This window comes from Paracoccus rhizosphaerae, assembly GCF_026162645.1.
Lineage (GTDB): Bacteria > Pseudomonadota > Alphaproteobacteria > Rhodobacterales > Rhodobacteraceae > Paracoccus > Paracoccus rhizosphaerae.
Genome location: NZ_JAOTBE010000004.1, coordinates 1 through 11,799, shown reverse-complemented (window position 1 = coordinate 11,799; position 11,799 = coordinate 1). Strand labels below are relative to the sequence as shown.

Genomic DNA, 11,799 nt, shown 5'->3' with positions numbered 1-11,799 from the left:
ATAAGGCTACCCAATCCCTGCCAAGGTGCCTATACTGGCGGCGGATCGCCCGATTGAAGGGACAAGGGAATGCGCTGCCCGTTCTGTGGAAATGCCGATACCCAGGTCAAGGACTCGCGTCCGGCCGAGGATAACGTTGCGATCCGCCGCCGTCGGTTCTGCCCGGCCTGCGGGGGACGTTTCACCACCTATGAACGCGTGCAGCTGCGCGATCTGGTCGTGGTGAAGGCCAATGGCAAGCGCGAGGATTTCGACCGCGACAAGATGGCCCGCTCGATCCGCATCGCCATGCAGAAGCGCCCGGTCGAGCCCGAGCGCATCGAGCAGATGATCAGCGGTCTGGTCAGGCGGTTGGAAAGCACGGGCGAGACTGACATCCCGTCGAAGACCATTGGCGAGATCGTGATGGAGGCGCTGTCGCGTGTCGACAACGTCGCCTATGTCCGCTTTGCAAGCGTCTACAAGAACTTTCAAGACGCGGACGACTTCGACAAGTTCGTGTCGGAACTGCGGCCCGGCGCCATCGGCGATTGACACAGGATACCACAGACGACGCTGCCCACATGGCGCATGCGCTTTGCCTGGCTCGGCGCGGGCTGGGGAATGTCTGGCCGAACCCGGCCGTGGGCTGCGTCCTTGTCCGGGACGGTCGCGTCGTCGGCCGGGGCTGGACCCAGCCGGGCGGGCGGCCGCATGCCGAACGAATGGCGCTGGATGCGGCGGGACCATTGGCCGCCGGCGCGACCGCCTATGTCACGCTTGAGCCCTGCGCCCATTTCGGCCGGACCCCCCCCTGTGCGGCGGGACTGGTGCAATCCGGCGTGGCTCGGGTGGTCACGGCGCTGACCGATCCCGACCACCGCGTCGCCGGGCGCGGGCATGCGATGCTGCGGGCGGCCGGGATCCAGTTGACCGAGGGCGTGCTGGCGGCCGAGGCAGCCGAGCTGCAGGCCGGCTTCCTGTCGCGGATCCTGCGCGGCCGACCGTTCGTGACGCTGAAGCTGGCCAGCAGCCTTGATGGTCGCATCGCCATGGCCAGCGGCGAAAGCCAGTGGATTACCGGCCCTGCGGCACGCGCCCATGTGCATGCGTTGCGCGCCCAGCACGATGCGGTGATGGTCGGCGGCGCCACGGCGCGCGCGGATCTGCCGCAGCTGAACGTGCGCGGCATCCGCACGCCGCAGCAGCCGGTGCGGATCGTGGTATCGCGACAGGCCCTGCCGCCGCTGGCGCCCCAGGATGCCGACCATGGGCCGCTGTGGCGGGTCGAGGGGACGCCCGCCGATATCCTGGCGGATTTGGGCAGCCGCGGCATCACCCGCGTCTTCTGCGAAGGGGGCGGCCGGCTGGCCGCCAGCCTGCTGCAGGCGGGACTGGTCGACCAGATGGTCGGCTATACCGCCGGTCTGGCGATGGGGGCGGATGCGCGCCCCTTCGTCGGTCCCACGGGTTGGTCGCAGCTGGCGCAGGTGCCCAGGTTTGACCTGATCGAGACAAAGGTGATCGGCGGCGACCTCTTCCATCGCTGGCGGGCACGCTAGCGCCGCCAGATCCAGCTGTGGCCTGCCAGCGCGCCTTGCGCCTTGGCCAGCAGGCGCAGGGCGGGCGTCTGGCCGGACAGCCCCGACGCCAGCCTGTCCAGCGCGACCTCGACCGGGCAGGGCAGGCCGGTCAGCGGATCGCGATAGCGCGGATACGCGATCAGGCAGGCATGGACCAGCGCCTCAAGATCAGGCCGCGCCCGGCGCCGGGCCGGCACCGGCCCGAGGTCACGCGTCAGCCCCCAGCCGGCATAGAAGGGCGCCCCCAGCACCGTGACCGGTTTGCCGCGCAGCAGCGCCTCGAAGCCCAGGGTCGAGGTGATGGTCCAGACCGCATCCGTCGCCTCGATCAGCGCCACGGGGTCGGCCTTGCTGGCAATATGGTCGGCCAATGACGCCAGGGCATCCTCGGGCAGGACGCCGGGGCGCAGCCCCGCCTCGACGTCCGGATGCGGCTTGTAGACGATCCAGGCCTGCGGGTTTTCGGCCCGAACACGTCGGAGAAGGTCTAGGTTTGTGCGTTCGGCCCCCGCGCCACGCCGGATCGAGGCATCATCCTCGACCTGACCCGGCACAAGGATCCGGTGACGGCCATCGGGGGGCGGCAAGGGCGCCTCCGCCTGCAGATTGTACTTGCTCAGCCGCATCTCGATCAGGCGGGCGATCAGGTGCCGGGCTCGCTGGCGTCCGCCAGGCGGCGGGCCGAGGGCGATCAGCGTCTCGAGCCGTGACGGTCGGGTCGGATCGAAATAGATTCCCAGATCGTCCGCCACGACCGAGATTGGCGGCGTCAATTCCGCCCCCAGACCGCGCGACCGAAGGAAGCCGTCCTCGACCCGGATGGCCGAGGGAGCGGCGGCAGAGGCGCTGGCCCAGACCAGTGTCGTATCAGCGCCAGCGTCGCGGGCAAAACGCAGCGGCGCGACGTCGCCGAATTCGCGCGAGAGGAACCGCCGCTTCCACAGCCGGATGCCGAACGCGACGTGGCCGTGGCGGTCCTGCCGAAAGGCGCGGGTTTCGGCCTCGATTTGCGACAGGGCGCCTTCGAAATCGGTCAGCCGGTCACGGCAGGGGTCGTACCATGTCGGCGCCAGAAGGTGGCTGGCGGTGAACAGGGCCTCTCTTGTGGCTGATCCGCGGCGGCCCGCCGGCATCGCCATCTCGTCGCGGGTCTGCCCCCAGCCCGCATAGAAGGGCAGCCCGAACAACCGCGGCTTGTGGCCTGCCAGCACCGCCTCGTATCCCAGTTGGGAGCTGACTGCGTAAACCTCGTCGGCCTCCTCGACCAGCCGCCAGGGTGAAACAGGGGTGTCGCAAAGCTGATCGCCCGGCCGCAGGTCGCCGGCGTCCAGATGGCCCGGTCGCAGTCCGGCCGCCGTTTCCGGATGGGTCCGGATCACGATCCGCTTGCCCGGATTTTCGTCCCGTGCGGCGGCCAGCACGCGAAGGAACAGCGCCCGGTCTGCGCCCCGCAGCGATGCGTCGCCTTGGGTCTGATCGACGACCAGGACATAGCCTGGTTTGGGCGGCTGCAGCGCGGGATCGTGGGCGTTGTATTTCGACAGGTCCAGCGCCCTCAGCCGGGCAAGGCACTGGACGGCACGGGCGTGCAGGTCGGGCGTCTGCGGGGTCGCGATCAGCCGCTCGAGCGTCGAGGGCCGGGTCGGATCGAAGTGCAGGCCGACCGGGTCGATCAGCAGCCCGATTAGTCCGCGCCGGGCAAGCCGGCCCCGCGCCCGCCCCGGAAGGACCGAGCGCAAGAACGCATCCTCGACCGTGACGACCGGGCAGTTCCGCTTCGCGGCGATGGCGATGCCGCGCCATGACGTCGGACTTGCGCCCCAGATGCCCACCGGCTCACCCGGACGGGGGAGGGCAAGCGCGGGGCGGTATCCCGCCAGCGTCAGTATCCGCGACAGCCGCGGGTTCCGGAGAAAACCGAGGTTCGCAACGCAAAGCCGCCGGACAGTGCCGGCGGCTTCGAGGTCAGGTGACGGCATTGATGCGTCAGTTGCCGATGCTGGTCAGGCTGTCGGCGGTCGAGGCGCTTCCGGTGATCGCGCCCAAGGTCTTCTGCCACTGAACATAGGGCGCCTCGGTCACGTAGACGGTGTCCCCGTCGCGGATGATGAAGTCGCGCGCCAGGAAGAGACCGTTCGGCCGCGTCAGGTCCAGCACATAGGCGAAACGCTGCGTACCGATGACCGGCTTGCCCAGGACCCGGCTTGCGACGGATTCGGGTTCGTCGCGCATGACGAACACGCCGGTCGGGTCGGCCAGCTGCGAGTTCAGGCCGCCGACCATGGCGATCGCCTCGACCGCGTTGATTGTCTCGTTCCCCAGCGGCACGCGGGTCTGGCCACCAAGGGCACCGAGGGCCGTGAAGTTGCGCTGGTCCTCCTCGACGACGATCAGGTCGCCGGGCCGCAGCGCGATGTCGTTGAGCGGGCTGGCATAGAGGTCGGTCAGCCAAACGCGGCCGCTGTCGTTGCCGCGCTTGACAGTGACCACCGCCACCTCCGGGTCGATGGCGACGCCGCCGGCGCGGGCCAGCATTGCCGAGAGCGAGCGGGTCGGCCGTTCGATCGGATAGACGCCTTGCGAGGTCACCTGGCCCACGACCGACACAGTCGCACCGTCACCGGCGACGCGCTGCACCGTGACCTGCGGGTCCGGCGTCTGCACAGACAGGCGTTCCGTGATCGTCTGGCGCAACTGGTCCGGAGTGCTGCCGGCGGCGCGGACGCGCCCGGCATAGGGAACGAAGATGAAGCCGTCGCTGTCCACCTGGATTTCGGTCAGCGCGGTGGAGCTGGCGCCGAGCGAGGTCAGAAGGCCGTCATCGACGTTTTCCCAGATCGACAGGCCCAGCACGTCGCCAGCCCGGATTTCGTCGGCACCGACCTGGCCGGCGTTGCGGAAGCTGTTCGAAAAGCCATAGGCCGGCGCGAAGGCGGATGCGCGTGTCACATGGTCGTTGACGTAGATGACCTGCGCATCGCCGCCACGTTCGACGGCGCCGTCGAAGATCTCGTTCTTGTTCGGGCCCGAGCGGGGCAGGGCGCATGCGGCAAGCAGCGTCATGGATGCAAGCATCAGCAGGCGCAGCGGCGCTGCGGATGGAATGAAAACTGTCACCTCGGGTACTCCTGTTATTTTCCTCGGCCGGTCATGCCGATTACAAAGACTGTTTTAGCTGTGTCGACGCAGATTACGCCATAGTCGGATTTTGTGGACTTCATCAACGATGACGGTCCGAAAGCTGCTGGCGTGGCAGGACATTGCCGATGGCCAGCGCATCGTAGGGGTCGTGGGGCGACAAAAGCATGTCGGCCACCAGCCTCAGCGCGTGCGCGCGCGAGCGGCTGGCATAGTATCCGCCGGGAATCTGGCTGGTTTGCAGCAGATAGTCGCGGAACGTGCGATAGGCCTGGGGGTCCGGCGCCTCGGGCGCGGCAAGGAAATCCTCGAGCGGCTGATCGGACACAAGCCCGGGTTTTCCATAGACCGCGCGGCCAAGCGCCTTGACAGGGATGCCGCGCCACAGCGCCTGCTGCGCGCCGGTTGAATTCACGGTCACCACCGCCCGCGCGTGCGACAGGATCTCGGCCAGTTTGCCGCCGCGGACGTAATGGACGCGATCGGCGACGCCTTCGGCTTCGGCCGCGGCGCGGATGGCGTTGCGGTTGCCGGCCCGCCCATCCTCGAGCGGGTGAGCCTTGAAGACCAGGTGATGGTGCCGCGGCGCCGAACGGGCAAACGCCTGCACCACCGTCTGCACGAACTGCGCGTTCCGGGTGAAGGACGAGTGACCGAGGAAGTTCGAGTCGTGCTCGAGCTGCATCAGCACGAGGTTGTAGGGCCAGCCCGACAGCCGCAGCCGCCGCCACTGGATCATGTGTTCGATCCGGTGCACCGGCGTCATGAGAAGGCGGCGAAGATTCAGCTGGAATTCCCGCCGGACCGAGATGTTCCGGTGCCCCCGATAGGCACGATACTGTCGGTTCGCGACCAGGATCATGAAGTGGTAGAAGGCGCCATAGAACTTGTGCTGCCGCATGTCGCCCCAGTGGGCCGGGGGGCGGCGCACCTCGTTGATCTGTTCGCGCAACACGCGGCGCATCTGGGCCAGCGGGATGTCCAGCAGGACCGAATTCCCGTTCGCGCCTTGCCGCTCGTAGCTGATCCAGTAGGGGCGCAGGTAGCCTTCCTCGAAGACGTGGACCGCGATGCCGCGTTCAGCGGCCATGCTGCGTGCCGCCGCGTGGATCGGGCGCACGTCGCCATAGAGGATGATGTCGGTGATGCCCTTGTCATCCAGGATGCGGCGCAGGTGGTCGGGCCAGTCCTGGGCCGTGCCCTCGTAACGGATGAAGCTGGCCTTGTCGCGCCAGAAGAATTCGTCCCCCGCATTGAAGCCGCAGCGCCACACCTGCGCGCCCGCAGCCCGCAGCAGGCGGCCCAGGCCGTCGAAGAACGGCCCGTGCGGGCCCTGCAGCATCAGGAAGACCCGACCCTGACCACCCGGCATCGCCGCGGACGTGGCGGCGGCATCGCCGCGCTGCGGCAGCGGAAAGGTTGAGCTTTGGTGCAACATGCTCGACTTGCTACGGGCTGTCCTGATTGGGCAAGGGGTTGTCTTCACATGCCATGGAAAAGGGGGGCCGATCCAGTAATTTGTGCATCGTCCTTAACCGGGTCGAACCGGCATGGCGCTTGAACGGGCAAGGCCGATGCCCTAGGTCAAATCGAACGGCAAGGGGAAGACGACGATGTTCACCGGCATCATCACCGATATCGGCATTGTGCGCATGGTGCAGATGCGCGGCGACATGCGCGCCCGAATCGGATGCGCCTATGACATGGCGGGCGTGGACATGGGGGCGTCAATCGCCTGCGACGGCGTCTGCCTGACGGTCGTGGCGAAGGGCGAGGACTGGTTCGAGGTCGACATCTCGGCCGAGACGCTCTCGAAGACCAGCATAGGGTCGAACGGATGGGCGGTCGGACAGCGGCTGAACCTGGAACGCGCGCTGCGCGTCGGGGACGAGCTTGGCGGTCATATCGTCAGCGGGCATGTGGATGGCGTCGCACGGATCGTGGCCGCGTCGCGCGACGGCGACAGCCTGCGCCTGACCTTCGAGGCCCCGGCGGCGCTGGCCCGTTTCGTGGCGCCCAAGGGTTCGGTCGCGCTGAACGGCACCTCGTTGACGGTGAACGAGGTCGATGGCAACCGCTTCGGCATCAACCTGATCCCGCATACGCAAGAGGTGACCACCTGGGGCGATGCGGCCGAGGGCGATGCCGTCAATCTCGAGATCGACACCTTGGCCCGCTATGTCGCGCGGCTGGCCGAGGCGGGGCACTAAATCCAACGGCGCGTTCCCCTTTCGGGCGCAGCAGCAAGGACGACCAGATGCAATTCGAACAGCCCGGCCCCGTGGAACGCGACCTCTCGGGCGCGATCTCGCCTATCGAGGAGATCATCAACGAGGCCAGGAACGGCCGGATGTTCATCCTGGTTGATCACGAGGACCGCGAGAACGAGGGCGACCTGGTCATCCCGGCGCAGATGGCCACGCCGGACGCGATCAACTTCATGGCCACTCATGGCCGGGGCCTGATCTGCCTGTCGTTGACGGCCGACCGGATCGAGACTCTGGGCCTGACGCTGATGAGCCCCAAAAATTCCAGCCGCCACGAGACCGCCTTCACCATGTCCATCGAGGCGCGGGAAGGTGTCACGACCGGCATCAGCGCGCACGACCGCGCCCGCACGATCAGCGTGGCGATCGACCCGTCGAAGGGCGCCCCCGACATCGCCACACCCGGCCACATCTTCCCGCTGCGCGCCCGCGACGGCGGCGTTCTGGTCCGGGCCGGCCATACCGAGGCGGCCGTGGACATCTCTCGGTTGGCGGGGCTGAATCCCGCGGGCGTGATCTGCGAGATCATGAACGAGGACGGCAGCATGGCGCGGCTGCCCGACCTGGTGGCTTTCGCCCGCAAGCACGGGCTGAAGATCGGCACGATCAGCGACCTGATCCGCTATCGACGGCGCTATGACAATCTGATCGCCGAGCGGGCGCAGCGCCAGGTGCATTCCATGCATGGCGGCGACTGGATGATGCGGATCTTCGCCGACGAGACCCAGGGGATCGAACATATCGTCCTGTCCAAGGGCGACCTGAACACGGATGCGCCGGTCCTGGTGCGGATGCACGCGCTGGACCCGCTGCACGATGTTCTGGGCATCGGTCGCGAAGACGCGGGCAGTCTGCAGGCCGCCATGCAAGCCATCGCCGACGAGGGGCGGGGCGTCGTGGTGCTGATCCGCGACCTGTCCGAGGTCGTGGTTGAAGGTGGCGAGGTCGGCCCCCACACGCTGCGGCAATACGGTCTTGGCGCGCAGATCCTGTCGGCACTGGGCCTGTCGCAGCTGATCCTTCTGACCAATTCGGCGCCCGTGAAGGTGGTGGGGCTTGACGCCTACGGCCTTTCGATCCATTCCACCCGGCCTATTCCCAAGGACTGAATGATGGCCTCGAACACGCAACATCACGAACTGGCGCTGCCGCGTCTGGAGGCTCCGGTCCGCCTGCTGGCGATCGTCGCGCCCTATTACCGCGAGATCGCTGACGGGCTGGTCGCCGGCGCCCGCGCCACGGCCAGTCAGGCCGGTGCCGAGATCGAGGTGATCGAGGTCCCCGGCGCCCTTGAAATACCGACTGCCGTGGCACTTGCCTCCCGCAGCGGGCGTTTCGACGGCTTCGTCGCGCTTGGCTGCGTGATCCGGGGCGAGACGACGCATTACGATACGGTCTGCAATGACAGCTCCCGCGGGCTGACGCTGCTGGGCCTGCAAGGGCTTTGCATCGGCAACGGCATCCTGACGGTCGAGAACATGGCGCAGGCGCAGGTTCGCGCCGACCCCGAGGGACAGAACAAAGGTGGCGGCGCTGCCGCGGCGGCCCTGCATCTGATTGCGCTGGCCCGCCGGTGGCGCCGGACGCCCGAGGGGGCTCTGCCCGAAACCGACCTGATCCGTCTGGCCGGGGCGCTGGAAGGGCAGGGGCGCGCATGACCGAGAGCGGCAAACGCCCCGACCGCCGCACGCTGAGCAGCGCGGCACGGCTCTATGCCGTACAGGCCCTGTTCCAGATGGAGGCTGCCGGCCAGTCGGCCGACCGTGTCACGCGCGAGTTCCAGAACTTCCGCATCGCCGCCGACGACCGTGACGGCCCAACAGCCGAGGCAGACGAGGCCCTGTTCGGCCGGATTGTCGACGAGGTCGTCATCTGGCAGTCCCGCATCGACCAGGCGACAGATCGGGCCTTGGTCGAGCGCTGGCCGATCGAGCGTATCGACCCTGTCCTGCGCGCGGTCTTCCGGGCCGCCGGCGCCGAACTTGTGACCGGACGCGCACCCGCCAAGGTGGTGATCAGCGAATATGTCCGCCTGACGCAGGCCTTCTTCCCCGAGGGCCGCGAGACGAAATTCGTCAATGCAGTCCTGGACCACATGGCGCGGCACCTGCAGCCCGACTCGTTCAGCTGAGCGGCGTGCAATCGCGACTCTGATCAAGGCCCGGCCTGCTGAGGCCGGGCTTTTCTGTTGACGCGTGCGGGCCTTGCGGGCTCTAAGTGCCCTGCCTGCGACACAGTGGCTTGGAAAGCCGGGCAACGACCGTGACTTCTATGCAACATCGCGCGGGGCGGGAAGTCGTCGAGGAACTGCCTTACCTTTCAGCAGTCACGTCCGTGTTTCAGAGACGCCAGTTTCACGATCAGTCCACGACCTGCAGTTTAAGCCTTGTTTCCGCAATCAGTATTGCAAGTTACATGATACGCCAAATAGTTGCATCAAAAATCGTTTCAGTGCCTTTTCGGCAAACTTTCGCCGGTTGAAAGCAGGCGGCAGTGCTGTCGGATTTTCATGGCTTCGTAATATGTCCGGCTGCTCTTTGAACCTGCGGGGGGCGGGTCTAATTGATCTCGCAGCAGAGATGCTCTGGTGCCAAGATGGAGCCAGGACAACGAAACTCAGCTCGTGAGGAAGTTAAGATGAAAAAAGTTACGCTGCTGACCGGCACTGCCGCCATCCTGGCCGCCCTGTCGGCACCCGCGTTCGCGCAGACCGAAATCGCCACCGGCGCCGACGCGACCGGCATCTCGGGTATCGACGACCGCATCACCGACATTGAAGATGACGTCACCGACGTGTTCGATCGTGACAACGACGCGGACCGGTTCGGCCCCGCTGACCGCCGTCAGGGCCTGTTCGGCACCATGTCGCTTTCCTACATCGGCCGCACCGGCAACACCGAGAACCAGGACCTCGCGGTCGCTGGCCGGATCAGCTACAATCAGGGCGTTTTCGCGCAGAGCGTCGGCCTGTCGATTGAGTTCGGCGAAGACGACAACGGCGACAAGGATCAGGAAGAAGTCAACGCGATCTATGACGCGCAGTACTACTTCAACGACCAGTTCTATGCCTTTGCCTTGGGCCGCATCAGCCAGGACGGCTTGGTCGATGGCGAACGCAACAGCGATGGCCAGTCGGTTGAGGACTACGCCGCCGAATTCAGCGACTTCCGTCAGGACGCGTTCCTGGGCTTCGGTCCCGGCTACCGCATCCTCAACAGCCCCGAAACCACTTGGCGCGTCCAGGCCGGTGTTGGCGTCCGTTACACGGAGACCGGTGCAGCTTATGCCGGAGTTGAGCCTCTGCGGACGGCCGATGGTGACCTCGTCCTGACGGACGGTGACCTGACGCTGGTTTCGAGTGATGCCTCGTCGGATACCGAGGTAGGCTATATCGCGTCGTCGCGTCTTTACCACCGCTTCAACGACATGATCTTCATCACCAACGACACCGACTATCTCGGTTCGAGCGACTCGGATGATGTGATCACGAACGAGTTCGGCGTGAACTTCCAGATGTCCGAACAGCTGGCCACCCGCTTGAGCTATACCACGGAATACCAAGAGAACCGTGCAATCCGTACCGACAACACCCTGGGCGTTGCAGTCGTCTACGGCTTCTAATCGACACTATCGGCATCGACGGTCTTTGGGCGCGGTCCTTGCCGATGGATCCGCATCAAGTTCTCAGTTGGCCGCACTGCGGCCAACTTTGCGTTTATGGGTCTCCACATGTTGGGTCAGCAGCAGTGACCAGGTTTGTCATCTGTTTTTTCGAGGTCCCCGGGAGCGTGAAGTAGGTTAACATACTTTGGGGTGCCAAGATGGCTCTATAGTACGTTTGGCAAGCCGACTTTTCGGCAGGACCCTCATGCTCAGCGAACAATCAGGCTCGTGACTACCTGAGCCAGTTACGACATCCGCTTACATCGACGAATGCTGCTCTCCATAGCTCGAAAGCTCTCGGTCTAGGGCAGCTCCGAAGAGCGAATCACAATTGATGATGGTGCCCCAGAAACAAGCCTCATCCAGCAGTACTGTTAAGGCGTTTCTGCAAAACCCCGGGGCCGGGGAATTACAAGGGCGGTTAATTTGTCGTTCGTTCTTTCCGGGAGGATGGATTATGTCAGCACCAGTGCGCCTCGCAGGTTCGCGCCGCGGCTCTTCGGATCAGGGCCTTGAGCTTTGCGGATCTGAGGGCGTGGACGCCCGAGGGATCTCGATAGGGTCAAGATCCGGGCTACAGAGAGGCAAGACCTAGAACCACGCGCCAACGGCGCTCATGGTTGCCGCGGCCTTGGGGCTCTTGTGCGATGACAGGTCATCCGGAATGATCACCTCGCCGGGTCGCAGTGTCGGGGCCAGTCGGGTTTCGCCATAAATCTCGGACAGTTCGCGGTTCATGGCATCGCCAGTCACCCTCGGGGCGCATCCAGCCGGTCGTGGCGCAGGGCGGCGATGAAGGTCCGGGTGTTCCCAGTGGCCGAAGGGCGCACGGTCGACAAGGCGCGCCTTCTGGAAGCCATCTGGTGGTCCTGGCCATGTTTGCCGCGCCTTTTTTGTTTCTGCGTCACTGGTGGGCATGTGTGGCGAGTTTGGGGCGGGCGCGGTGGTGGGGCGGGGGAACTGGGGGGTGACGGTTGTTCTGTCATGCGGGCGTCGTGATTCCGTGCAGAATGGGGTGCAGGCCGCTGGCAGGGCGGCGCGAGGCCGGAGGCTGTCTCTGATTATCCCAGGATAATCAGCAGGTTGTTCGTTTTCTTGTGGTTCCTGTCATTTTTCCTATTGCGGGTCCGGTTCGTTATCCGTAGATACCGCTTCACCGAAGGCGGGGA

Annotated in this window: 11 protein-coding genes; 7 read left to right on the top strand and 4 right to left on the bottom strand. The window is 65.8% G+C overall.

Features of this window, described 5'->3' with window-relative positions; translation table 11 throughout:
* Nucleotides 1-69 precede the first annotated feature (69 nt).
* A complete protein-coding gene (gene nrdR / locus OC184_RS02855) occupies nt 70-534 on the top strand; it encodes a transcriptional regulator NrdR (protein WP_265505682.1) in 465 nt (154 codons plus the stop codon).
* Nucleotides 531-1,541 (top strand): bifunctional diaminohydroxyphosphoribosylaminopyrimidine deaminase/5-amino-6-(5-phosphoribosylamino)uracil reductase RibD, encoded by a 1,011-nt coding sequence (gene ribD / locus OC184_RS02850; RefSeq protein WP_378927050.1) that lies wholly within the window; start codon nt 531-533, stop codon nt 1,539-1,541. Before nrdR ends, ribD begins: the two co-directional genes overlap by 4 nt.
* Here ribD and OC184_RS02845 read toward each other — a convergent pair.
* The 3 genes from OC184_RS02845 to OC184_RS02835 form a co-directional block, all read right to left on the bottom strand.
* On the bottom strand, nt 1,538-3,541 hold the full coding sequence (locus tag OC184_RS02845; protein ID WP_265505680.1) for a capsular polysaccharide biosynthesis protein: 2,004 nt from the start codon (nt 3,539-3,541) through the stop codon (nt 1,538-1,540). The two genes, ribD and OC184_RS02845, sit on opposite strands and share 4 nt — an antisense overlap.
* Nucleotides 3,542-3,548: 7 nt before the next feature.
* The gene (locus tag OC184_RS02840) at nt 3,549-4,637 is read right to left on the bottom strand and encodes a polysaccharide biosynthesis/export family protein (protein ID WP_456095343.1); all 1,089 of its coding nucleotides are present in this window, start codon (nt 4,635-4,637) and stop codon (nt 3,549-3,551) included.
* A 145-nt stretch (nt 4,638-4,782) separates the two neighbouring features.
* Nucleotides 4,783-6,138, bottom strand: coding sequence for a capsule biosynthesis protein (locus OC184_RS02835; protein WP_265505679.1), 1,356 nt, complete (start codon nt 6,136-6,138; stop codon nt 4,783-4,785).
* A gap of 175 nt (nt 6,139-6,313) precedes the next feature.
* Between OC184_RS02835 and OC184_RS02830 the strand changes: the two genes are divergently transcribed.
* From OC184_RS02830 to OC184_RS02810, 5 genes are all read left to right on the top strand, one after another.
* A complete protein-coding gene (locus OC184_RS02830) occupies nt 6,314-6,910 on the top strand; it encodes a riboflavin synthase (RefSeq protein WP_265505678.1) in 597 nt (198 codons plus the stop codon).
* A gap of 47 nt (nt 6,911-6,957) precedes the next feature.
* On the top strand, nt 6,958-8,076 hold the full coding sequence (ribB, locus tag OC184_RS02825) for a 3,4-dihydroxy-2-butanone-4-phosphate synthase (protein WP_265505677.1): 1,119 nt from the start codon (nt 6,958-6,960) through the stop codon (nt 8,074-8,076).
* Nucleotides 8,077-8,079: 3 nt separating this feature from the next.
* Nucleotides 8,080-8,625, top strand: a complete 546-nt coding sequence (locus tag OC184_RS02820; protein WP_265505676.1) for a 6,7-dimethyl-8-ribityllumazine synthase — start codon at nt 8,080-8,082, stop codon at nt 8,623-8,625.
* A complete protein-coding gene (gene nusB / locus OC184_RS02815; RefSeq protein WP_265505675.1) occupies nt 8,622-9,098 on the top strand; it encodes a transcription antitermination factor NusB in 477 nt (158 codons plus the stop codon). The genes OC184_RS02820 and nusB overlap by 4 nt, the downstream gene beginning before the upstream one ends.
* Before the next feature lie 506 nt (nt 9,099-9,604).
* Entirely contained in the window at nt 9,605-10,588 is a 984-nt protein-coding gene (locus OC184_RS02810) for a DUF481 domain-containing protein (protein ID WP_265505674.1), read from the top strand.
* 633 nt (nt 10,589-11,221) lie between these two features.
* On the opposite strand, the gene OC184_RS02805 is transcribed toward OC184_RS02810, so the two are convergent.
* Nucleotides 11,222-11,368 (bottom strand): hypothetical protein, encoded by a 147-nt coding sequence (locus OC184_RS02805; protein ID WP_265505673.1) that lies wholly within the window; start codon nt 11,366-11,368, stop codon nt 11,222-11,224.
* Nucleotides 11,369-11,799: the final 431 nt, after the last annotated feature.

Excerpts from the sequence above, each read along its gene's own strand:
- OC184_RS02805 (WP_265505673.1), bottom strand. The coding sequence starts at position 11,368 with ATGAACCGCGAACTGTCCGAGATTTATGGCGAAACCCGACTGGCCCCG.
- OC184_RS02810 (WP_265505674.1), top strand. The coding sequence starts at position 9,605 with ATGAAAAAAGTTACGCTGCTGACCGGCACTGCCGCCATCCTGGCCGCC.
- nusB (WP_265505675.1), top strand. The coding sequence starts at position 8,622 with ATGACCGAGAGCGGCAAACGCCCCGACCGCCGCACGCTGAGCAGCGCG.
- OC184_RS02835 (WP_265505679.1), bottom strand. The coding sequence starts at position 6,138 with ATGTTGCACCAAAGCTCAACCTTTCCGCTGCCGCAGCGCGGCGATGCC.
- OC184_RS02845 (WP_265505680.1), bottom strand. The coding sequence starts at position 3,541 with ATGCCGTCACCTGACCTCGAAGCCGCCGGCACTGTCCGGCGGCTTTGC.
- nrdR (WP_265505682.1), top strand. The coding sequence starts at position 70 with ATGCGCTGCCCGTTCTGTGGAAATGCCGATACCCAGGTCAAGGACTCG.
- OC184_RS02830 (WP_265505678.1), top strand. The coding sequence starts at position 6,314 with ATGTTCACCGGCATCATCACCGATATCGGCATTGTGCGCATGGTGCAG.
- ribB (WP_265505677.1), top strand. The coding sequence starts at position 6,958 with ATGCAATTCGAACAGCCCGGCCCCGTGGAACGCGACCTCTCGGGCGCG.
- OC184_RS02820 (WP_265505676.1), top strand. The coding sequence starts at position 8,080 with ATGGCCTCGAACACGCAACATCACGAACTGGCGCTGCCGCGTCTGGAG.
- OC184_RS02840 (WP_456095343.1), bottom strand. The coding sequence starts at position 4,637 with ATGCTTGCATCCATGACGCTGCTTGCCGCATGCGCCCTGCCCCGCTCG.